Below are 21,468 nucleotides of genomic sequence, written 5' to 3'. Positions count from 1 at the left end.
CTATGTATAAAGTAGTGCTTTTTGATGTTGACGGTACGCTTTTAAGTGAGATTGACAGAAGTATGCACGATAGTACAAAAGAAGCGATACAAAGATTAATAGATAAAGGGATTCATGTAGTTGTTACTACAGGGAGACCATATAGCTTATGCTCGCAATTTAAGGAACTAGGTATAAATACGTTTATTTCTGCAAATGGTGCACATATCAAGCGTGGAGAAACAGTTATACATAAATCAGTACTTTCAAGTGAAATCATTCATGATATATCGGGGTTTGCTGAATTACATGGTCACGGTATTTCTTATTTCACAGAGGAATTTGTAATGAATGGAATAGCCAGGGATAATGAGCGCGTAATGCAAGCGCTTAGCGAGACGTTACATTTAGGGAAGTATCCTGAAAAAAGCAGGGATTTGTCAGAAGACGTCTATTGTTTATGTCTGTATGCGGATGAAATAGAATCGCAAAAGTTTATTGAAAAATACCCAATGCTTACATTTGACCGTTTTCATGGTTATGTCATAAATGTATTGGAAGATAATAAAGTATCGAAGCTAACTGCAATTCAAAAAGTATTGGAGCATTTAAACATTAGTAAATCAGAAGCAATTGCTTTTGGCGATGGTGGAAACGATATTGAGATGTTGCAATATGTAGGATTAGGAATTGCGATGGGGAATGGCGGAGAAGTACTAAAAACAAAAGCTGATTTCGTTACAAAGAAGGCGAGTGAAGGTGGTATTTCCTTTGCCTTAAAGGAGTTTCGTATTATTTAAAGATAATAGCTAGTCAGTTTGAAAAATCCTGTTTTAATGACAGGATTTTTTGTTTAACAATATTCTTGCAATAAAAGGAAAAATGCGAGTATAATGAAAAGTAATTAGGTAAGCTAATTAACTAAAAGGAAAGGAGAGTGAAGATGAATGAATTCGAAAAATGATTCTCTTCCTTTAGGGATTGGGCCGTATGCAGAGCTAATAAAAAAGACAGCATCAGCGGATACGGATCCAATCGCGGCAAAACTTGGTTTGTTAATGTTATGGACGTCTGATAATGTTCTTGATGCTGTTGACGTAGATTTAGCTCCGCTTGGTATTTCGGAAAGTAAACTAGATTTTTTACTGTTGTTTATTTTGCGTGAAATGGAATCAAATGGGGAAGAAGTGAATATGAGTCCTTCGGATATTGCGAGTCGATTAGGGATAACACGTGCTTCTGTCACTGGTTTATTAGATTGGATGGAGAAACGAGAGTTAATTGTAAGATTCCATCATTCTGAAGATCGAAGAAGATTAAAAGTGAAAATTACCCCGAAAGGAAAAGAACTAGTTACGCAATCTTTACCAACTTTTTGGTTATCTTGCGCTTCGTTAGTTGAAGACTTTAATCAAGAAGAGCGTCAAGTTTTAGAGAAGCTATTAAATAAAATGCAAGTAACTATGCAGGTGAAATTAGGAGAAGGTAGGTAAATAAGTTGATTATGAGGATCAACTTATTTATTTGAGAATATAATTAGCTTGCCTTATTATATGTTTAACTAACTTTAGAGGTTTTAAGTGGATAAAAAAATTATAATAAGGGAGAGATATTATGATGGAAATAGGAAAGGAAATAAATAGTGAAAAGAATTACACAATAATGACCGTTGTATTATGTTGGTCGGGTATGGTAGTTATGTCTAGCTTATATGTAACAATCCCTTTAATTGCTCTATTTTCAGACCTTTTTAATGCTTCACTAGCACAATCTGCAGCTACAGGCAGTATATTTTCTGTTGGCTTTGCTATAGGTTGTTTGTTATTTGGGGCAATCTCTGATAAATATGGGCGAAAAAAAGTGATCTTCATTGGATTACTTGCTCTGTCGATTATTTCTTTTTCCTTAGGGTTTGTAGGGAGTTTATTTTGGCTTGTTATTCTTAGAGGATTACAGGGTATCGCAGCAGCTACATTTTCTCCGGTAGCGTTAGCCTACGTTGTAGAAATGTTTCCAGTAGAAAAAAAGGTTACAACAATAGGATTTGTTAGTACCGGTTTTTTAGTAGCTGGAATTGTAGGGCAGGTAATCAGTACGGTTGTTAGTCAGCATTTTGGATGGCATATGGTGTTCTTTCTTCTTAGCATTGTCTATATGATTACTGCTGTATGGGTTCATTATTCTCTTCCGAAAGGAGAGACATCTCAATCCTATACTGATATTTTGGGACCAATTAAACAAATGGGTAAAGTTTTTACACATAAAAGCTTAGTAATGAGCTATATGATTGCATTTGTTTTATTAATGGCTTTTGTTAATATGTATACTGTTTTAGGGAATTATTTGAGCTCTCCTATTTACACTTTAACTGCAGAACAAATCCTTTATTTTCGCTTAGCGGGGCTGTTTGGTATGTTGCTGTCACCGATTGCGGGTCGTTTAACAAAGAGGTTCGAAGTAAGGAAAGTTCTTCAGGGGGGATTGTTGGTCGCTATTATTAGTCTAAGTGCAATGGGTTTTGTTTCATACCTGCCTCTACTTGTCATAATGAGTGTCTGTTTTGTAATAGGTATTGCTATATCAGTTCCGTCTTTAGTTTCTCTTGTAGGTCAATTAGGAGGAAAAGCAAGGGGAATAGCAGTTTCCATTTATACTTTTATTTTATTTTTAGGTACTAGTATAGGACCCATCATTTCTATTTATCTTATGAAAATAGGAAGTTATGCTCAAACGTTTATTTTATTAGGAATGATACTTTTTATTGGTTTTATAGCTTCTCTATTTATAAATAATGAACACGTATTTGATGATATGTAGATTGGATAATGAATGAGTGGAAAATCACTCAAATAAAGGAATGCGAGGATCTTTCGTATGCTCACATAATAAAATATGAATTTGCCCACGATGATGATAAAAATGCGAAAGAATTTCAAGTAACCATTCAAATCGAGAATAAGAAACACCCCAATAGGCAGTCATAACTTCTGCTAATTCTTCTTGGGAATAGGAAAGAAATGTTTTAGAGAGAAGATTGTATCCTTCAATCATTATTTGTTGCATGTACGCAATTGTTTCCGGTGTATGTTCGAAATAAAAGGTATGTAACTCTTTTTCCGTAATACCATTTAAAATGAGTAAATCTGCATGGCAAATAAGAGAAAGATGTGCACACATTTCAAATACTGATCGCTTCGAGTGAATGGGGTATATTTTTAAATCTTCTTCATTGTATTGGTTAAGCATTTGAATAGAAGTATCAACAGCAATTTGTAGTTGATGCAAGGCAGAGTGAACAAACATTGTAATTCTCCTCATCTCCGTATATAATAATTTCTTAAGAGTATTATATCATACTCAAAATTCCGAAAATTCTAGTAGTTTGACTAGCATATTGAAAAGTATTATATTGTAAAAGGTCATATGAAACGTGAAATAGAATGGAATGCAATTATTGAGTTAGGAGTTAGACCAATGAGTTTGAAATATGGAAGAGATACAATTGTTGAAGTGGACTTAAATGCAGTAAAACATAATGTAAAAGAATTTAAAAAACGTGTGAATGATGAAAATATTGCAATGATGGCTGCTGTAAAAGCGAATGGGTATGGTCACGGGGCAGTTGAAGTTGCGAAAGCTGCTATTGAAGCAGGAATAAATCAGCTTGCAGTTGCATTTGTAGATGAAGCGATAGAGTTAAGAGAAGCAGGAATAAACGTGCCGATTTTAATTTTAGGCTATACATCAGTAGCGGCTGCTGAAGAGGCAATTCAATATGACGTTATGATGACCGTTTATAGAAGTGAAGATTTAAAAGGTATAAATGAAATCGCAAACCGTCTTCAAAAGAAAGCGCACATTCAGGTGAAAATTGACACAGGAATGAGTCGTATCGGTTTACAAGAAGAAGAGGTTAAACCATTTTTAGAAGAATTAAACCGTATGGAGTATGTAGAGGTAGTAGGAATGTTTACACATTACTCTACGGCAGATGAAATTGATAAATCATATACGAATATGCAAACAAGTTTATTTGAGAAAGCTGTCAATGCAGCAAAAAAATTAGGAATTCATATTCCATATATTCATAGTTCAAATAGTGCAGGTTCAATGGAACTTAGCAATACATTTCAAAATATGGTCCGTGTAGGTATTGGAATATATGGAATGTATCCTTCAAAAGAGGTAGATCATGCAGTTGTTTCTTTACAGCCTGCGTTGTCGTTAAAATCAAAAGTAGCTCATATTAAACATGCGAAGAAGAATCGCGGTGTAAGTTATGGGAATACGTATGTAACGACTGGTGAAGAATGGATTGCAACTGTACCGATTGGTTATGCTGATGGCTATAATCGCCAGTTATCTAATAAAGGGCATGCATTAATAAATGGAGTTCGAGTACCTGTTATTGGCCGTGTTTGTATGGATCAGCTCATGTTAGACGTTTCAAAAGCAATGCCAGTACAAGTTGGCGACGAAGTAGTATTCTACGGTAAACAAGGCGAAGAAGAAATTGCGGTAGAAGAAGTAGCGGATATGTTAGGTACAATTAACTATGAAGTTACATGTATGTTAGACAGAAGAATCCCGCGAGTTTATAAAGAAAATAATGAAACGACTGCTGTTGTAAATATATTAAGAAAAAACTGAATCGTTATGATTCAGTTTTTTTATTTTTGACAAATGAAAAATGCTCTATTTGTACCGTGTAATTGAATGTTTTTAAAACCTACGGATTCTAGCGAAGAAATTATTTCTTCATTGGAATAACAAGCTTCTTCAAAAGAAAAGTTACTTCTTGTCCAATTATTATCTATGTCATGTTGAAATAGTATAAAGTTCATGTCTGCTTTTTTATTTTCATTATCATATGTTGAATCAATCGTACAAACATATTCATTCGCTGAAATATGAAATGAAGCACTCCAATTTTCAAGAAAGCCTTTTTCCATATTCATATCAAATACGAATGTACCTTTGCTATGTAATACGGAGTAAACATTATGAAAAACAATTTTTAATTCATCTAATTTCAAAATATGGTTTAAGCTATCGCCAGTAGAGATAACATATTGAAATTGCTCATTTATATTGAAATAGCGAGCATCATCAACGATAAAGGCTGCGTCTGGCGCGTTTTGACGTGCGTATTCAATCATTTGAGCAGAACCATCTATACCAGTTACTACAAAATTATTATCAATTAATTTCTTAGTAAGGTGACCAGTCCCGCAGCAAAGATCTAAAATATGAGAATGTGGTGGTGCATATTGTAAAACGAGTTTTTCCAAAAGTAGATAGGCGTGTTCAGCATAATGCCCCCAATGCTTATTATAAATGGATGCAAAAATATCATAATTAGAATAAATTAGTTTTTTAGACATATGTATTCACCTCAAAATTCATTACATTATAATAGTCATGCTTCGTTTTAATTTCAAAACCACATTGTGTATATAGTTTTAAAGCATTATTATTTTTCGTTTCGACGTCTAATTCAATTGTTGATACTCCTTCTGTAATAAGGGTATGTACCATATAACTAAGAATATCTTTTCCGTATCCTTTACCTTGATAAGAAGGGTGAACGGCGAATCCTGATAGTGTAGTAGATTGCTCTTGCTCAGAAACTGTAATCGTTCCTATCACTTTTTCATCGATAAGTGCACTGTAAACTTGATGGAAAGGCGAATTCATCATCTTTTGTAACCATGTAGCGGTATTTTCTGCTGAATCTCCAAAGGCTTTACTGGAAATTTCAATAAGATCAAGAAGTGACTCTGAAGATGCAAAAGTAAGCTGTATAGTATTCTCTTTTGTTTTTTGCACTTCTTTTGCTTTGAACACCATACTATATTCACTATATAAATAGGGTAACTTCATATGTTTTGCAAATTCTTTCCCAGAAGCAGAATCCCCATTCATAATAAGAAGAGATTCATCGGCCTCTCTTATTCGTATTTCTTTCATTGCGGTTTGTAAAAGAGTAGTGCCTATATGTTGTTTCCTATAGTTCGGATGAACAAACCCTATTAACTCCAGTTTTGTCGGTCTTTCAAAGTCATACATACTTAATGCACCGATTAATTGAGTATCGTCATAAAGTAGAAAATCATTTATCTCTTCTTTATTACGGGTAGTTAAAAAGTTTATATGTAAATCTGACGAGTATTCAATTTGATCGTGTTGCCCGCAATTATGAGCTAAATCTTTCATTTGCTGAATTTCGTTTGCTGTTAAAGATTTCTTTTGTTCAATATACATTTCATAATCCCTCACATTCATATTTAAAAATAGGATGGATGACTTAGCCACTTTTCTAACTCAACACTGCCCTGAACAGATAATAATCGATACAAATATCGATAGGGAGGTCTACATTCTTCAAGACGAGGAATGGGCATAATGGTTTCGTAACCTTGTTTAAAAGCATGAGCTTCCTTTTCTGTAAATACATATTCTAAGCCGATAAAATCAAATTCTCGAGGAGCAACTGCATAGGCTTCTGTATCTACTAAACCCGTAATAGTTGTACCATCTGATAAAAACTGAGTAGGGTCCATATCAATTAAAACGAGCGTCGCTTCCTTTGGTGCTGGTAAGGAAGAAAGTTGTTGTTCAAAAGTAGGAAATGCATTTTGTATGCTTTCATTATCAGAATAAAACATATTCACAAGCTCTTTACTCACATTTAAAATGTGTGATTGGAATTCCTCAAGTGTAATTTGGAATGAGCCTGACACATTTCCTATGTAATCGGCTTTAAATTTATGTATTTCTGCAAGCCCTTTTCCTAGACTGAATAAAGTAGTATCTGGTTGCCTGATAAAAGATTGAACTGTGTTACCTACTAACTTTTCGACCACAACGAATTCGCGGCCATTTAAAATATGTTTTTCCAATATTGTTGGGATGGGAAGAGTAGTATGTTCTTGCAGCAATGTATGTACAGTTTCTAGATGATATACGTTCCGTGGATCAATTCCAAAAAGGTTTTTGCATCCCCACCAAAAATCATTATTTGGTTCTTCATTCATTTTAGAAGAACGAACGATGACTTCTGCATCTTCTGTTCGGACGAGAAACACATCGCTTGCATGGTCTTTATAACCTGGGTGTAAAGCCTGAATAGATAAAATAGGTGAAGTGAATAGTTGTTGTAGCATGAAGTTGCTCCTTTTTCTGTAAATTCTATAAATTCATTATATAACAGAATTTGTTCCAAGTGGATAATGATGAGGACAACATAGAACTTAAATAAATTTATAGTGAGAAATCAGTGTGAAAATTATATTTTTCTACTTTTGTATGAATTATCAAAATAATATTTCTGATGATAAATCTGTAAAAACACCCGAATGTAAATCTCTTATTTTCAGTAAATGAAGAGTTAAGCGTTCTTTTATAAGTATCATAAAGTTGGTTATGAAAAATATTTCTCAATAATAAAATGAAGAGAAAAATATAAAGAAGTAGAATAGATTCCTTTATAATAGTTTTAAATTAATTAATATAATTAATTATTAATAATATTAGATAGGAGAGAATATGATGGCAAATGTACTCGTAATAAATTTCCCTGGAGAAGGTCATATAAATCCGACTTTAGCTATTGTAAGTGAGTTAATTCAGCGAGGGGAGACAGTTGTTTCGTATTGTATTGAAGATTATAGAAAGAAGATTGAAGCAACAGGTGCAGAACTCCGAGTGTTTGAGAATTTCCTCTCTCAAATCAATATTATGGAACGAGTAAATGAAGGTGGGAGTCCTTTGACGATGCTATCTCATATGATTGAAGCATCAGAGCGTATTGTGACTCAAATTGTAGAAGAAACAAAAGGGGAAAAGTACGATTACTTGATATACGATAATCATTTTCCCGTAGGACGTATTATAGCCAATGTTTTAAAATTACCTAGCGTTTCTTCTTGTACAACATTTGCTTTTAATCAGTACATTACTTTTAATGATGAACAAGAATCAAGACAAGTAGACGAAACGAATCCATTATATCAATCTTGTTTAGCGGGAATGGAAAAATGGAATAGGCAGTATGGAATGAAATGTAATAGTATGTATGATATTATGAATCATCCTGGTGATATTACTATCGTATATACTTCAAAAGAATACCAGCCCCGTTCAGATGTATTCGATGAATCGTATAAGTTCGTCGGCCCATCAATTGCTACGCGTAAAGAAGTAGGTAGCTTTCCTATGGTAGATTTAAAAGATAAAAAATTGATTTTCATTTCTATGGGAACAGTTTTTAATGAACAACCTGAACTATATGGAAAATGTTTTGAAGCGTTTAAAGATGTAGAAGCGACAGTCGTATTAGTTGTTGGTAAGAAGATAAATATAAATCAATTTGAAAACATTCCGAATAACTTTAAGTTGTATAATTACGTGCCGCAATTAGAAATATTACAGCATGCTGATGTATTCGTGACACACGGTGGTATGAATAGTTCGAGCGAAGCACTATATTACGGTGTCCCGTTAGTTGTAATTCCAGTAACAGGAGATCAGCCTTTAGTTGCGAAACGAGTGAGTGAAGTAGGAGCTGGAATAAGGCTTAATCGTAAAGAATTAACTTCTGAATCGTTACGTGAAGCTGTAGAGAAAGTAACGTATGATGTAACGTTTAAGGAAAATAGTCGTAAAGTTGGAGAGTCACTTCGAAATGCTGGTGGGTATAATAGGGCAGTTGATGAAATATTAAAAATGAAAATGAATTCATACTCAAAACTTAAATAAATGTTTGGAGCACACTTACTGTAATATGTAAGTGTGTTTCTATAAATAAATTACATAAAAAATCACTGTAAAGGTGAAACTTTTGTGTATATAAACTCATATCTTTGAATTAGTAGTAAAATTACGTTAAAATAATACTAAGAAAATACATAAGTTTTGGGGGTAATGAATGAAAAGAGTATTTGAATACGTATTATTAACAATTGGATCAATTATTGTAGCGGGTTCATTAGAACTTATTTTAGCACCTAATGGATTAGTAGATGGCGGTGTAACGGCCATTGCTATTATGGCAAATAAAGTTGCTGGATTACCGCTTTACGGAGTGTTTTTAGGACTTAATATTCCTATCCTGCTTTTTACTGCAAAAGTAATGGGGAAGAAGTTCTTCATCCGTACATCTTATGCAAATGTTGTTACAACACTCGGCTTAATCTATTTAAAACCATTTCCGGCGATTACAACTTCTGAACTATTAATTGTACTTTATGGCGGAGTACTGTTTGGAATAGGCGTTGGGATTGTTGTTAAAATGGGCGGAGCAATAGACGGATCAGAAATGTTAGCAGTTTGGATGAACAAACATTTTAAAGTACCGATTAGTACATTTTTACTTGCTGTAAATGCAGTTATTTTCACATTTGTAGCGATTTTATTTTCAATCGAACAAGCGATGTTCTCATTAGCAATCTTCTATATTGTTACGAAGATGATTGATTTCATATTAGATGGTATTAATCAAGGAAAGAGCGTTATGATTATTTCTGGTAAAAATAAAGAAATAGGCGATCTACTTATGAAAGAATTGCAATTATCCGTTACGTATCTACATGGAGAAGGTGGTTTTTTAGGAGAACATAAGAGAATCATTTATTGTATTACAAACCGTTTCATTTATCCGAAAATGAAAGATCTCGTTCTCTCTGTAGATCCAACTGCTATAATTGAAGCTTCCTATTCAACAGAAACAACTGGTGTCAAACGTCCGGGAAGGGCAGCGAGATCAGAAAAATAGTGAATAAAAATAGCTCCACGTAAGTATAACTTGCGTGGAGCTATTCTTATTTAGCGAACCAGGCCTGTTTCAGTAATTTGACAACAATTTCGATACGATCCTCTGGAATACTGCCAAAACCGAACAATACATACGACTCCTCCCTTACATTATGAACAGAATCGTATGTGGAGAGAGGGTATAACTTAATACGTTCTTTTGCAGCTGCATGAATAAGTTCTTGTTCGTTCATCCCATTATGAACGTGAAGTACAATATGAAGTCCGGATTGTTCACCGAGTATATGGACGTTATTCCCCATTTCGTTTGTAATAGATTTAATTAAAGAAATATGTTTTCTTTTATATAACGTACGACTTCGGTTAATATGACGTTCCCAATCACCATTTTGAATAAAGGTGGCAAAGGTAAGTTGTTGCAGCGTAGAAACAGTTTGTTTAAACATACCACCAAGTTCTTCATAGACGCTTAAAAGGTGAGGGGGTAAAACGATATATCCCATTCGTAAAGAAGGTAAAAAAGACTTCGAGAAAGTTCCCATATAAATAACACGTTCATTTGTATCTAGTCCTTGTAAAGAAGGAATAGGTTTTCCTATATAACGGAATTCCCCGTCGTAATCATCTTCAATAATATAGCCCTTACAATCATTCGCCCATTTTAATAACTCGAGTCTTCTAGATAACGGCATAATGATTCCAAGTGGAAATTGGTGAGATGGAGTGACATACGCTACATTGCAACCCGATTCACGTAAAGCGGAAATATGAATCCCTTTATCATCTAAAGGGATGGGGTGGACGGTAAGACCAGAACTTTGAATCATAGCAGGGATACGGTGAAATCCAGGATTTTCGATTCCGTATTCTTTTTTTTGACCAAGTAGTTGAAGGAGTAACCAAAGAAGAGGCTGCGTACCTGCTCCGATAATAATTTGATCAGGTGAAGAATGTACCCCGCGAGCATGATATAAATACTTTGAAATATGTTCTCGTAGAACGAGCTCACCTTGTGGATCTTCTTTAGCAAATAATTCATTTTCATACTGAAATAAAGTTTCGTGTATTGCTCTTTTCCAGTTTGTTATCGGAAAAGCTTTTTGATCAATAAGCCCTTGACTACAATCATAATCATATTGTTCGTTTTCTTTATTGTTAGCACTGTTTGACGCAATTTGCTGTTTCTTTTGAATGACATCAATATCAACTTCTGCAACAAAAATCCCGCGTTTCGGTTTGCTTTCTACATACCCTTCAGCTAGTAATTGTTGATAAGCAGATTCAACTGTAATACGGCTCACATTAAGTTGCATAGCTAAATTTCTGTGAGAAGGAAGGCGTGTACCGGCACATAGTGATCCATGAGAGATTTCTCGTTTCACATATTCGCAAATCTGTATGTAAATGGGTGTTTTACTTTGTAATACTAATGGGATAGTAAGATTCATTCGTAGACGCTCCTCTTTACACTGGCCTTATAAAAAAGAATAGAACTGTCACTTAAGCTAAGGGCAGTCGCTTTCTATAATGATGATATAACATTTAGAAAATTTTATAAATAGTAAGGGGAGAATCATAATGAATATTAAAGTAGTAGTAACAGAAGAGGATTTACATGATGTATTTCCCGTATTACAGCAATTACGAACGAAACTTTCAAGAGAAGAAGCGAGTTCTTTATTTCAAAAAATGAAAGAAGAAAATTATAAACTACTCTCGTTACGGGATGAAGATGAAGAAGTTGTGAGTCTAGCCGGTGTAGCGATTTGTACGAACTTTTATAATGAGAAACATGTTTTCGTGTATGACCTTGTAACGGCAGAAGCTCACAGATCAAAAGGATATGGTAAAGTTCTGCTGTCATATGTAGAAAAATGGGGGAAAGAAAAAGGGTGCAGCTCTATCGTTCTTACATCTGCGTTTCCGAGAATGGATGCACATCGTTTTTATGAAAGAGAGGGCTATGATAAAGTAAGCTATTCTTTTTATAAAGAGTTATAATACTAAGTAGGTTCCGTGTGTGAAAATATATGGAACCTACTTTCTTTTCCAGATTTGAGCTAGGAACAGGCCTAGTAATATAATTTGTCGAATATTAGAATTTAACAAGGAAATGTTGAATTTGGAGAATGTTAGGGGCGTTTATATTTGGAAAAAATAAAGAAATTATCGATACCAAATGATGTAAGAGTCATCATTATTTCTGATATTCATGGGGAATTAGATCTTTTTAAAGAACTACTACATAAAGTTAATTTTAAAGATGAGGATTATTTAATTATTAATGGTGATCTTTGTGAGAAAGGAAGAAATAGTATTGGCGTCGTAAACTATGTGATGGATCTAGTAGTTAGTAAGCCAAATGTTTATGTAATAGAAGGGAATTGTGAAGTTGTAGTTGAAGCACTTGTAAATGAAAACCCTGCGCTAATACATTATTTGTGTACGCGAAAGAATACAATTTTTAATGAGTGGCTAGGGCAATTGAACGTTACCGTTAATGAAGAAAGTGATATTCGTGAAGTGAAAAACATATTGATGGGCCATTTTTCAAAAGAAATAAAGTGGCTAACAGAATTGCCAACAGCGATTGAAACAGAAGATTATATCTTTGTACATGCTGGCCTTGAAGATAGAGAGGATTGGAAAGAAACAGAACGAAAAAATGCGATAGCAATGCCGGAGTTTTTCAATAAATTACATAGATCAAATAAGTATGTAGTTGTCGGTCATTGGCCTGTTGTGAACTATTCTGATGAAGCCCCATCTAACAATCCAGTTATTGATCAGGAGAAAAAGATTATTGCAATTGATGGGGGAAATGCGATTAAAGAGGCAGGGCAATTAAACGCATTTATCATTCAGAGGAAGCTAACAGGTGATACGTTTTCTTATACATATGTAGACTATTTTCCAGAGTATGAAGTAATAGCAGATTTTCATGCTGATGCAACAATGCAGGGCGGGGTAACATATCCGTACTATTACATAGAGCCGCTGGAGAAGATGCAAGATTACACAATGTGTAAGCAAAAGGAAACGAATACATTACTCTCTGTGAAAAATGAATATATTAGGCAACTTGATTCAGGTGAATACACAGTGAAAACTGATATTTCTTGTGCACAAATAAGCGTAAGCATAGGGGACATTGTTTCTCTCATTGATAACAGCTGCTCGGGATATGATTTAGTTAAAAGAGATGGAGTAGAAGGCTGGATAGAGAAAGGTATTTTAGTTGAGATAGAAAAGATGAAATAGGAGGTATGGAGCCTCCTATTTTTTTATTATCTTTTTATATGAGTAGATTGCTTGCTGTCTTTCATAAGTAAGTAAATCGTACTCGGTAAAATGACAAGCGTCATTCCTAAAAAAATTGTGAGTATAGCATAACCTCTATACGGAGCAGGAACGATAAATGGAAGCCCGGCTAGAAAAATACCTGCTATCATCATTGAAATACTACAAATATTCGAAGCTCTTTTTTCGAGGTGCTTATCATTCCATTCCAATGAAACTGTTGATTTAGTCGTATCAATTTTGGAACTGAAATAGCCTATTAATATAAATAAAAGCCCTAATGCTAAAAATATTAAATGATCAAGAGGAAGTGAGAAGCCAAGAGCGAGGAGGGCAATGACCATATCGACAAAAAATAAAAATAGTAAAATTGTGTTGCTGATCCAATGGAGGAATTTCTGGTTACTCACTGCTTTAGATAAAGCTAAAAATAAAAAGAATAAGAAGGAACATATAATTATATTTACGATAACAAAGGTGCTTTTATCCATTGTTGATGTAGGCGTTCCATTGAAGTCCCATTTCGTAACAATACTTAATGGTAAGAAGAAATAGAGAATAATATTTGTCGTAATAATAGTGAGAAATAAAGCAATACTAAATCGATTATTCATTGAATCACCAGCTTTCTACATGAATAATTGGTATCTTATAACAAAATTATACAATACAATAAACGATATTTGTTTTGATTTTTCTGAAAAAACATTATAATTATATATGAAATAAAGAGGATTGTAGGAGGAAATTATGCAAAACGTAATAGTAAAAGGGGATAAAGTTACAATTCGTACAATTGAAGAATCAGATATAAAACCATTATGGAATCTCGTATTTAAAGAAGAAAATCCAGAATGGAAGAAATGGGATGCACCATATTTCCCGTTCTCAATGCAAGAATACCCGTCTTATAAAGAGAAGATGGAAACTCGTTTAAAAGAAGAACCACTATCAAATTTAATTATAGAACATAACGGTCAAATCATTGGGACAGTCGGGTTTTATTGGGAGTATAAGCCGACGCGTTGGTTAGAGATGGGGCTTGTAATTTATAATCCAAATTATTGGAATGGTGGCTACGGTACAGATGCGTTAACGTTATATCGAGATTTACTATTTGAAAAGATGGAGATTGGTAGAGTAGGAATCACGACTTGGTCTGGTAATGAACGAATGATGAAAGTAGCTGAGAAAATAGGAATGAGTTTAGAAGGTAGAATGCGCAAATGCCGATACTATAACGGAACGTACTATGATTCTATTCGAATGGGAATGATTCGTGAAGAATGGGAAGCGCTATGTGTAACGAAGGGGTGAGGAAGTATATACGTTATTATTGCTACATTTGATTGCGAATTTACTAATAAAATTACAGAATTGCAAAATGAAATAACAAATATCATTGGCACAAATCAATTAGCCGGAGTAGAACCTCATATTACATTAGCTGATTACAATGAATTAGATGTTCATTTATATACGGAGAAATTAGAGGAGTTTGTAGCTGTTCAAGAGAATATGGCTGCAATAACTTTTCCTTCTGTTGGAATTTTTCCTACTAACGGAACGATCTTTCTGGCACCGACCATTACCGATGAATTGTTAAGACTTCATCATTCTTATCATGATTATTTTAAAACTTTTCATGATAATTTAAATTCATATTACGTACCAGAAAAATGGGTTCCGCATTGTACGATTGCAAATAGGTTACATGCAAATCAGTTTTTAAGTGTAATGGAATATATATATGAAAAATTTGATGTTACAACAGCTTCAATTGAGAAATTAAAATTAATTAAAGTGAATTATGAAAATGGTTCTGCCATTTCTTCTAGTATATTAGCAGAATATAATTTAAAGAGAATGGAGACAACGAGATGACATATGTAATTAGAGAAATGAAGCAAGAAGATATTCATGCTGTACAATCAGTAGCGAAAATAGCTTGGCATGATACATACGAAGGCATTATTCCGAGAGAGATTCAAGACAGTTTTTTAGACGAGGCTTATTCTGATGAAAAAATGCAATATCGTCTTGAAAATACACATTTATTCGTTGCGGAAGAAGAGGGAGAAGTAATTGGCTTTGTGAATTTCTCACCTGTTAGACTGCAAAATGAAGCAGAATTAGGTGCGATTTATTTGTTACCAGATCAGCAAGGGAAAGGAATAGGAAGTGCTTTATTACAAAAAGGGCTAACGGCATTAAAAGGAATTCGGAAATTATACATTCATGTAGAAGCAGCGAATGAAAAAGGAAAACGTTTTTATGAAGCGAAAGGTTTTGCACAATTAGAGGAATTTGAAGAAGATTTTGAAGGACATATGATGAAGACAGTAAGGATGGTTTTATACGTATAAGGAGGTCTAGTAATGAAAATTTTTGATTTTAGTGAAAAAGTGGGAAAACAAATCTCAGCATTTCAATCTAATTTCATAATGTCGAAAATATTAAACCATAAAGGAAATGTACATATCGGTGCTATGCATTTACAAGAGAATGGAGTAATCGGATATCATGAAGCAGTTGTATCGCAACTGCTTCTTATTGTGGACGGAGAAGGGTATGTATGCGGAGTAGATAAAGAAAAAGTGAAGGTGGAAGCGGGACAAGCGGTATTTTGGGAGAAGGGCGAATTTCATGAGACGAGTACGGAAAATGGATTGATGGGAATTGTTATAGAGGCGGAGAGTCTTGAACTAGCTATATTAATGCCTATTAATAAGGAGAGTTGTGAAAAATGATAGAGAAGGCGAATCGGGAAGAAACGGACGAAATAATACAATATGCAGCTCAATCGCTTTTTGAAGGAACGAGGGGTAATTGTCAGTTAAGTACAGAGAAAGCAATTGAGATTACAAGGCCGATTGTAGAAAAGGGATCATATTATTTAGTCGTTAAAGAAGAAAACAATGTAATGGGGTGGATATTAATAGGGGAAAATACGGACTATTTTTCTCATGAAAAACTAGGGTTTATATACGAATTGTATGTTTTTCCAGAGTACCGCGGGAAAGGGTTGTCAAGAAAGTTAATGGGGGCTGGTATTAAGGAATTACAAAAGAATTATTCAGAAATTCGCTTAAATGTATTTGCAGGAAACTTTGCGAAAGAGATGTACGAAGAATTTGGTTTTGTTGAAAGACAGGTAATTATGACTTTGAAGTGAGCAAAATATTGTGAGTGGGAGAAGGGAAAAATGAAAAGAGAAAGAGAATATGTTGCGTATTTGCAAATGGTGTATCCGGCATTACAAATAGAATCAACTTACATAAATGAGATAGGACAAAATAATGATGTATTAATTGTAAATGATGAAATAGTATTTCGTTTTCCTAAATATGAAAAAGGCATTGAAAAACTTCGACTAGAAACAAAGTTGTTAGAGCGATTACAATCCTTTATTACACTTCCGATTCCTTATCCGTTTTGGGGTGACTAATAATGACAAGAAAGCTTTTAGAGCTGGAATAGCCCAATATGTTTAAAAATTAGATTGGTGAAAATGAAAAGTCAGTGGAGAAGGGGAAAGATTGATTTAGTGAACACTTTATTGCTGGGATTTAAAATGGATAAGTCCTTAAAGACATATGGAATAAAAGGTTTTCTTTAAATTTATAGTAGATTTATAGAGTATGCCTAAAAAACACTAAATTAGTATTATATAATATAATGTTATTATAGTAAAAGAGAAATTTTGGAAAAATATCATTTTTTTGTTTAGAAATTTTTAAATTATTGATATAATCAATTTGTAGAATTGATTTTTGGTTAATTTTACTATTTTTAAATTTTAAGGGGGATTTATTTATGGCAGGACAAATTCGCATGTCACCAGAGGAGCTTAAATCGAAAGCGACTCGATATGGACAAGGTGCAAATCAAATTGAGGACATTTTACGTCAACTACAAAACTTACAAAATGAATTAAGAGGAGAATGGGAAGGTCGTGCTTTCGAAGGTTTTGATCAACAGTTCAATCAATTAAAGCCAAAAGTACAAAACTTCGCACAGCTATTACAAGAAATTAATATGCAGCTTAATAAAACTGCAGAAGCTGTTGCAAGACATGACGAAGATCTTTCTCGTAATTTCGGTCTACAATAAGACAGATAAAAAGAACTATATAATTTAGCCATGCAACCATACGTTGTATGGCTAAATTACTTTAAAACTAGAGTAAGATACGAAGTCTTTAACTTAATAGACTCGCAGTCGCAGGAGTGATAAGTAGTGAAAAAGTTCAAGTGGAGCATCTTGTTGTTTATTATTTTAGCTCTTGTGTTATCAACAGGGGTCTCCTATTTAGCGTTAAATCAAAATGTTAAGAAAGCAAATGAGAATACCACGCAAAAAATGACAGTTGCATTGGTAAATGAAGATCAAGGTACTGTATTTGAAGGTAATAAAATAGCGTTTGGAGATCAATTTGTTAAAAATGTAAATAAAAATACGAAACAAGAATGGTACGTAGTAAGTCGTGGTGTAGCAGAAAGTGGTTTAAAAAATAATAATTACAATATGATGATTGTAATACCTAACGATTTTTCTAGAAAAGCTGTTGCGATTGATTCAGAACTTCCAGAAAAATTAACATTAAATTACAAAGTAAATGCAACTGGGAATAAAGATTTGAAAGCTGAGGCAGAAAATACAGCTTCTGCTATTTTAGAAGATTTTAATAAGCAAATCATCGACGTTTATTTTGCAAGTGTTATCGGTAAGTTGCAAGGTGCACAAGATAATATAGGTAAAATAATTGAAAAAGGGACCAATCAAACGACTATGTATAAAAAAGATGTACATAGCCCGTTGGCAAATTACACAAACCAATTTAAAACGGTACAAGATTACACTGGTATTTCTGTTAATAGTTTTAAAGGATTCCAAGATGTTTTAAAAGGCTTTGGTCAAGCTTTAGATGAAGGGAATAAATCTAATAATACGTATTTAGAAGGATTTAATAACTTTCAAAAAATACAAACGGATAATAATCTGTTAGCGAATAATTTTACAAATCAATTTAATCAGTATATGAGTGATATGAATTCAGGCGATGTTTTAAAGCAGTTAAGCGCATTAGAATCTGCGAATAAAATTATCGCAAATCAATTTACGCTTTCAGAGAAAGATCCTAATATTTTAGCTGATGCTTCAACAATTCAAAAGTATTTAACAGATGTAAAAAAACAAGTGTCAGAATATGATACAGAACTTGCAGGGAAGTTAGAAAGTGACATGCAAGCGACGATCCTTAAACGATTACAAAAGTCTATTTCAAATGATGGACAACATGAAGTAGTTATCAATTCGTTAATGAAACAACCAGATATTCGAATCAAGCAACAAATTGAAAATTTAATTACGAAGTTGCCTAGTTTGAACATGGAAGAAATCGTTCAAAGTGATTTGCCTGATGTAACGAAGTTACAACTGAAAAACGTAATCCAATTTACGAATAAATATAATAAAGAAAATAATTTTAATTATGACCCAGTCAATAAAATATCTTTAGGAAATTCAATTAAAGAAGTAAAAGAAAGTTTGGCTAAAGATGGAATTACATTCAGTGATACAGCGAAAGTAATTGGAATGGATTCTTCGCAAACTATGAATATAACTATTCCTAGTGGCTTTGAGTTATATGGTAGTACAGATTCACTATTAATTGATGGTGTGGACCGTACAAGTGAATTTAAACAAAACGGATCAATTGTAATATCAGCACGTAATGAAGGAGATTTGAAAATTAGCCTTCATGTGAAGTTAATAGATCCAAGTATCAATATAGATGTTTTCTCTCCAGTAACGTGGGAATGGAAATTGAATGGTAATTATGAGAAAGAAACTAGTACTGGAAAAGAAGAACCTAAAAAAGAAGAACCAAATAAAGAGAATGAAGGAACAAAAACAGAAAATAGCAAGGTAGAAAATGTAGTTAATCAAACGCAGTATGGAATAATGCCACTAGTAAACACTGTTAAAAAGCCTATCATTCAAAAGACAGAACAGAGTAATAACAACCCAGAAGGCGGAACGGGAACAGATAACGGAGGAAACCCAGGAGGCGGAACAGGGACAGATAACGGAGGAAACCCAGGAGGCGGAACGGGAACAGATAACGGAGGAAACCCAGGAGGCGGAACGGGAACAGATAACGGAGGAAACCCAGGAGGCGGAACAGGGACAGATAACGGAGGAAACCCAGGAGGCGGAACGGGAACAGATAACGGAGGAAACCCAGGAGGCGGAACAGGGACAGATAACGGAGGAAACCCAGGAGGCGGAACGGGAACAGATAACGGAGGAAACCCAGGAGGCGGAACAGGGACAGATAACGGAGGAAACCCAGGAGGCGGAACAGGGACAGATAACGGAGGAAACCCAGGAGGCGGAACGGGAACAGATAACGGGGGAAACCAAAATCAAGGTGGTGGCTCAACAGTTATTGAACGTACAAATAATTATATTGTACATCAAAAAACTGAGAAGTTAACAGATAATACCTCTAATGTATTAATTAAAGAAGCAGTCGAGACCGTTCAAAGTTATCAAGGATTATTGAGTCTTTATCAAATGTATTATGGGATTGATTTAAGAACAAATGATGTAGGCCCTAAGCTTGAAGAGGGAAGTTTAGATACGATTGCGACTGATCATTCATTGTATTATATGTTAAATAAACAAAGTGTAATTGATTTAATTTCAAATCTTGTTTCAGCTAGTATTACGAGTGAAGTAAAGCAAGATATGATGGGTTTAAAGCAAAAAATAGACTCTTACCAACAACTCATTACTAGTGCAGATCAAAATTCAATGCTATTAGCGGAGAAATTAAATGAAACGATGCAGCAAGCAACTAGTATGAATCAAAATTTAGGGGAATATGTAAAAGGTTTAGCAAAATGGCGTGAGAGTAGTTTAAAGCTAGTAGAAGAGCAACAAGTATTAACGACTAATAATGCAGGTGAACAAACAGCTGTACTATCGTTAGACTCTGGTATTAAATCTTTAACGATGCAAACTCAGTCATTAGTAGAAAGTTCGAAGCATAGTTTAGCGACATCAGATGATGTGTATAAAACATTTGATCAAATTAATGGACAAGCAAAAGAAATTCAAGAAAGCGGAACGACAATTGTTTCGAAAGCAGATTCTTTATTAAATGATTTTACGAAGAAAATGGAAGATGATAAAGCATTCTCGAAAAACTTTACGAAGATTTTGGCGAATAGTCGTATTGGAGATCGTCAAAATGAGATGCTATATGAGTTTTTATCTAGTCCAGTTCAGAAACAAAATGATGGGGTAATTGTAGCTGGAAATGCTTTTACACCATACTTAATCGTATTAACTTGCTTCATTGTTGCGTTATTTACGGCATATGCAATTGCGAATCAAGAAAAGAAACGAACACAATCAGATCATTTTGAAGAGAGATTCTCTTTAATTGATATGAATGTACCAACTACAGTAGTAGCATTTGGAATATCGATTGTGGAAGGGATCAGTATAGGAGTCATCTCAGGCCGTCTTTTAAAATTCGGTCAGGATCAAAGTTTACTATGGATTGCGTTTATCACAATCATAATGATGGCGTTCGTATTAGTTTCAACATACTTACTACGACAAATAAAAATGGTAGGGATGTTTATCTTATTAGTATTTTTAAGTATGTATCTATTTTTAACTGAAGCAGTTGGAAGTAAAGTAGACCAAATGTCTTCTGTAGGTAAATTGCGTCAATTTTCACCGCTTCAATATATAGAAGGTTTTCTAAATGATTTTATTAGCGGTAAAGATACAGGGAAAGTTATTTTTATCGTATTGTTTGTAATTGCCATTATAGGATTAGTTAGTAATCTATTTGTATGGCACAAGAAATGGGAGGAAAAAGAAGTAAATGATCAAACAATGGAGCATAGTGGTTAGGTTATCATTTATTTGTTTCCTTTTACTGTTTGTCGCGCTACCGATTAGGAGCGCGGCGGACAGTTATCTTGGTGATGATGGGAAAATTCAGTTTAAAGTAGACCGCTTTGAAGATAAAGACCAAGAAAAAAATAAAAAGGAACATAAGGAAACAGAATTAGATAAAGCATCGATTGAGTTGTTTAACGAAGAAGTAGAAGAAGAAATTCAGAAAAAGAAAAAGAAAGAACAAAAAGAGATGGAATCCTTAAGAGATTCTCTTTTTATAAAACAAAAAGAAAATAATCGTGTTAAAGATACGAAAAATAGTTTGTTTAGCAGTGAATACGTTGTAAGAAAAAGCGCTGATGAAGTAGCAAGTAATCAAACAATGAATGAAAAGCCAATCAGTACAACAATAATCATATTGTTAGGCGGCAGTGTTTTACTTATTTGCATCGGTATTTATACGGTTCTTCGGAAAAGTTGGAGGTAAAG

Annotated in this window: 23 protein-coding genes; 17 read left to right on the top strand and 6 right to left on the bottom strand. The window is 33.9% G+C overall.

From position 1 onward, the window contains the following. Positions 1-2: 2 nt before the first annotated feature. The 3 genes from QCI44_RS17960 to QCI44_RS17950 all read left to right on the top strand — a co-directional run bounded on the left by QCI44_RS17960 (position 3) and on the right by QCI44_RS17950 (position 2,796). Entirely contained in the window at positions 3-779 is a 777-nt protein-coding gene (locus QCI44_RS17960) for a Cof-type HAD-IIB family hydrolase (protein ID WP_098486407.1), read from the top strand. Between the two features lie 147 nt (positions 780-926). Next, positions 927-1,472: a MarR family winged helix-turn-helix transcriptional regulator gene (locus tag QCI44_RS17955; RefSeq protein WP_098486406.1), complete on the top strand. Its 546-nt coding sequence runs from the start codon at positions 927-929 to the stop codon at positions 1,470-1,472. A gap of 124 nt (positions 1,473-1,596) precedes the next feature. After that, positions 1,597-2,796: an MFS transporter gene (locus tag QCI44_RS17950; protein WP_098486465.1), complete on the top strand. Its 1,200-nt coding sequence runs from the start codon at positions 1,597-1,599 to the stop codon at positions 2,794-2,796. A gap of 24 nt (positions 2,797-2,820) precedes the next feature. On the opposite strand, the gene QCI44_RS17945 is transcribed toward QCI44_RS17950, so the two are convergent. Beyond that, a complete protein-coding gene (locus tag QCI44_RS17945) occupies positions 2,821-3,282 on the bottom strand; it encodes a DinB family protein (RefSeq protein WP_098561058.1) in 462 nt (153 codons plus the stop codon). Positions 3,283-3,453: 171 nt separating this feature from the next. Between QCI44_RS17945 and alr the strand changes: the two genes are divergently transcribed. After that, positions 3,454-4,629, top strand: a complete 1,176-nt coding sequence (alr, locus tag QCI44_RS17940) for an alanine racemase (protein WP_353811371.1) — start codon at positions 3,454-3,456, stop codon at positions 4,627-4,629. Positions 4,630-4,649: 20 nt separating this feature from the next. Here the strand turns inward: alr and QCI44_RS17935 are convergent, their stop codons facing one another. From QCI44_RS17935 to QCI44_RS17925, 3 genes are read right to left on the bottom strand one after another with little or no spacing between them, the layout of a single operon-like run. Then, on the bottom strand, positions 4,650-5,363 hold the full coding sequence (locus QCI44_RS17935; protein WP_098486404.1) for a class I SAM-dependent methyltransferase: 714 nt from the start codon (positions 5,361-5,363) through the stop codon (positions 4,650-4,652). After that, positions 5,356-6,243 carry a GNAT family N-acetyltransferase gene (locus tag QCI44_RS17930; RefSeq protein WP_353811370.1) on the bottom strand — a complete coding sequence of 296 codons (888 nt, stop codon included), beginning with the start codon at positions 6,241-6,243 and terminating at the stop codon, positions 5,356-5,358. Before QCI44_RS17930 ends, QCI44_RS17935 begins: the two co-directional genes overlap by 8 nt. 23 nt (positions 6,244-6,266) lie before the next feature. Next, on the bottom strand, positions 6,267-7,145 hold the full coding sequence (locus tag QCI44_RS17925) for a nitrate reductase (RefSeq protein ID WP_098646171.1): 879 nt from the start codon (positions 7,143-7,145) through the stop codon (positions 6,267-6,269). A gap of 385 nt (positions 7,146-7,530) precedes the next feature. Here QCI44_RS17925 and QCI44_RS17920 point away from each other — a divergent pair, with 385 nt between their 5' ends. Together QCI44_RS17920 and QCI44_RS17915 are read left to right on the top strand one after the other, a co-directional pair. After that, on the top strand, positions 7,531-8,739 hold the full coding sequence (locus QCI44_RS17920; protein WP_033659673.1) for a macrolide family glycosyltransferase: 1,209 nt from the start codon (positions 7,531-7,533) through the stop codon (positions 8,737-8,739). 169 nt (positions 8,740-8,908) lie between these two features. Next, positions 8,909-9,754 carry a YitT family protein gene (locus QCI44_RS17915; protein WP_000831975.1) on the top strand — a complete coding sequence of 282 codons (846 nt, stop codon included), beginning with the start codon at positions 8,909-8,911 and terminating at the stop codon, positions 9,752-9,754. A 46-nt stretch (positions 9,755-9,800) separates the two neighbouring features. Here the strand turns inward: QCI44_RS17915 and pdxR are convergent, their stop codons facing one another. Then, positions 9,801-11,201 carry a MocR-like pyridoxine biosynthesis transcription factor PdxR gene (gene pdxR / locus QCI44_RS17910; RefSeq protein ID WP_098646173.1) on the bottom strand — a complete coding sequence of 467 codons (1,401 nt, stop codon included), beginning with the start codon at positions 11,199-11,201 and terminating at the stop codon, positions 9,801-9,803. A gap of 130 nt (positions 11,202-11,331) precedes the next feature. On the opposite strand from pdxR, the gene QCI44_RS17905 reads away from it, so the two are divergent. Further along, positions 11,332-11,754: a GNAT family N-acetyltransferase gene (locus QCI44_RS17905; RefSeq protein ID WP_016088182.1), complete on the top strand. Its 423-nt coding sequence runs from the start codon at positions 11,332-11,334 to the stop codon at positions 11,752-11,754. 147 nt (positions 11,755-11,901) lie between these two features. Further along, positions 11,902-13,014, top strand: a complete 1,113-nt coding sequence (locus tag QCI44_RS17900) for a metallophosphoesterase (RefSeq protein WP_098561055.1) — start codon at positions 11,902-11,904, stop codon at positions 13,012-13,014. Positions 13,015-13,040: 26 nt separating this feature from the next. Here the strand turns inward: QCI44_RS17900 and QCI44_RS17895 are convergent, their stop codons facing one another. Further along, positions 13,041-13,667, bottom strand: coding sequence for a DUF1648 domain-containing protein (locus QCI44_RS17895; protein ID WP_016088180.1), 627 nt, complete (start codon positions 13,665-13,667; stop codon positions 13,041-13,043). A gap of 136 nt (positions 13,668-13,803) precedes the next feature. Between QCI44_RS17895 and QCI44_RS17890 the strand changes: the two genes are divergently transcribed. The 9 genes from QCI44_RS17890 to essA all read left to right on the top strand — a co-directional run bounded on the left by QCI44_RS17890 (position 13,804) and on the right by essA (position 21,466). Continuing rightward, positions 13,804-14,370, top strand: coding sequence for a GNAT family N-acetyltransferase (locus tag QCI44_RS17890; RefSeq protein WP_016088179.1), 567 nt, complete (start codon positions 13,804-13,806; stop codon positions 14,368-14,370). Positions 14,371-14,376: 6 nt separating this feature from the next. Next, positions 14,377-14,937, top strand: a complete 561-nt coding sequence (locus QCI44_RS17885) for a 2'-5' RNA ligase family protein (protein ID WP_098646175.1) — start codon at positions 14,377-14,379, stop codon at positions 14,935-14,937. After that, on the top strand, positions 14,934-15,419 hold the full coding sequence (locus tag QCI44_RS17880) for a GNAT family N-acetyltransferase (RefSeq protein WP_016088177.1): 486 nt from the start codon (positions 14,934-14,936) through the stop codon (positions 15,417-15,419). The genes QCI44_RS17885 and QCI44_RS17880 overlap by 4 nt, the downstream gene beginning before the upstream one ends. Positions 15,420-15,431: 12 nt before the next feature. Further along, a complete protein-coding gene (locus tag QCI44_RS17875) occupies positions 15,432-15,803 on the top strand; it encodes a cupin domain-containing protein (protein WP_016088176.1) in 372 nt (123 codons plus the stop codon). After that, positions 15,800-16,228 carry a GNAT family N-acetyltransferase gene (locus tag QCI44_RS17870; protein WP_016088175.1) on the top strand — a complete coding sequence of 143 codons (429 nt, stop codon included), beginning with the start codon at positions 15,800-15,802 and terminating at the stop codon, positions 16,226-16,228. The genes QCI44_RS17875 and QCI44_RS17870 overlap by 4 nt, the downstream gene beginning before the upstream one ends. A gap of 30 nt (positions 16,229-16,258) precedes the next feature. Continuing rightward, positions 16,259-16,501 carry a hypothetical protein gene (locus tag QCI44_RS17865; protein WP_016088174.1) on the top strand — a complete coding sequence of 81 codons (243 nt, stop codon included), beginning with the start codon at positions 16,259-16,261 and terminating at the stop codon, positions 16,499-16,501. A 368-nt stretch (positions 16,502-16,869) separates the two neighbouring features. Continuing rightward, the gene (locus tag QCI44_RS17860) at positions 16,870-17,166 is read left to right on the top strand and encodes a WXG100 family type VII secretion target (RefSeq protein WP_000918601.1); all 297 of its coding nucleotides are present in this window, start codon (positions 16,870-16,872) and stop codon (positions 17,164-17,166) included. A 126-nt stretch (positions 17,167-17,292) separates the two neighbouring features. Next, a complete protein-coding gene (gene esaA, locus QCI44_RS17855) occupies positions 17,293-20,991 on the top strand; it encodes a type VII secretion protein EsaA (protein WP_353811368.1) in 3,699 nt (1,232 codons plus the stop codon). Further along, on the top strand, positions 20,963-21,466 hold the full coding sequence (essA, locus tag QCI44_RS17850; protein WP_016088171.1) for a type VII secretion protein EssA: 504 nt from the start codon (positions 20,963-20,965) through the stop codon (positions 21,464-21,466). Before esaA ends, essA begins: the two co-directional genes overlap by 29 nt. Positions 21,467-21,468: the final 2 nt, after the last annotated feature.

The sequence above is a fragment of the Bacillus cereus group sp. RP37 genome (assembly GCF_040459695.1).
In the GTDB taxonomy this organism is placed as follows: Bacteria; Bacillota; Bacilli; order Bacillales; family Bacillaceae_G; genus Bacillus_A.
The sequence above is the reverse complement of the archived record's forward strand: the minus strand, read 5'-3'. Positions and strand labels throughout refer to the sequence as shown.

Excerpts from the sequence above, each read along its gene's own strand:
- QCI44_RS17960 (WP_098486407.1), top strand. The coding sequence starts at position 3 with ATGTATAAAGTAGTGCTTTTTGATGTTGACGGTACGCTTTTAAGTGAG.
- QCI44_RS17955 (WP_098486406.1), top strand. The coding sequence starts at position 927 with ATGAATTCGAAAAATGATTCTCTTCCTTTAGGGATTGGGCCGTATGCA.
- QCI44_RS17950 (WP_098486465.1), top strand. The coding sequence starts at position 1,597 with ATGGAAATAGGAAAGGAAATAAATAGTGAAAAGAATTACACAATAATG.
- QCI44_RS17945 (WP_098561058.1), bottom strand. The coding sequence starts at position 3,282 with ATGTTTGTTCACTCTGCCTTGCATCAACTACAAATTGCTGTTGATACT.
- alr (WP_353811371.1), top strand. The coding sequence starts at position 3,454 with ATGAGTTTGAAATATGGAAGAGATACAATTGTTGAAGTGGACTTAAAT.
- QCI44_RS17935 (WP_098486404.1), bottom strand. The coding sequence starts at position 5,363 with ATGTCTAAAAAACTAATTTATTCTAATTATGATATTTTTGCATCCATT.
- QCI44_RS17930 (WP_353811370.1), bottom strand. The coding sequence starts at position 6,243 with ATGTATATTGAACAAAAGAAATCTTTAACAGCAAACGAAATTCAGCAA.
- QCI44_RS17925 (WP_098646171.1), bottom strand. The coding sequence starts at position 7,145 with ATGCTACAACAACTATTCACTTCACCTATTTTATCTATTCAGGCTTTA.
- QCI44_RS17920 (WP_033659673.1), top strand. The coding sequence starts at position 7,531 with ATGGCAAATGTACTCGTAATAAATTTCCCTGGAGAAGGTCATATAAAT.
- QCI44_RS17915 (WP_000831975.1), top strand. The coding sequence starts at position 8,909 with ATGAAAAGAGTATTTGAATACGTATTATTAACAATTGGATCAATTATT.
- pdxR (WP_098646173.1), bottom strand. The coding sequence starts at position 11,201 with ATGAATCTTACTATCCCATTAGTATTACAAAGTAAAACACCCATTTAC.
- QCI44_RS17905 (WP_016088182.1), top strand. The coding sequence starts at position 11,332 with ATGAATATTAAAGTAGTAGTAACAGAAGAGGATTTACATGATGTATTT.
- QCI44_RS17895 (WP_016088180.1), bottom strand. The coding sequence starts at position 13,667 with ATGAATAATCGATTTAGTATTGCTTTATTTCTCACTATTATTACGACA.
- QCI44_RS17890 (WP_016088179.1), top strand. The coding sequence starts at position 13,804 with ATGCAAAACGTAATAGTAAAAGGGGATAAAGTTACAATTCGTACAATT.
- QCI44_RS17880 (WP_016088177.1), top strand. The coding sequence starts at position 14,934 with ATGACATATGTAATTAGAGAAATGAAGCAAGAAGATATTCATGCTGTA.
- QCI44_RS17875 (WP_016088176.1), top strand. The coding sequence starts at position 15,432 with ATGAAAATTTTTGATTTTAGTGAAAAAGTGGGAAAACAAATCTCAGCA.
- QCI44_RS17870 (WP_016088175.1), top strand. The coding sequence starts at position 15,800 with ATGATAGAGAAGGCGAATCGGGAAGAAACGGACGAAATAATACAATAT.
- QCI44_RS17865 (WP_016088174.1), top strand. The coding sequence starts at position 16,259 with ATGAAAAGAGAAAGAGAATATGTTGCGTATTTGCAAATGGTGTATCCG.
- QCI44_RS17860 (WP_000918601.1), top strand. The coding sequence starts at position 16,870 with ATGGCAGGACAAATTCGCATGTCACCAGAGGAGCTTAAATCGAAAGCG.
- essA (WP_016088171.1), top strand. The coding sequence starts at position 20,963 with ATGATCAAACAATGGAGCATAGTGGTTAGGTTATCATTTATTTGTTTC.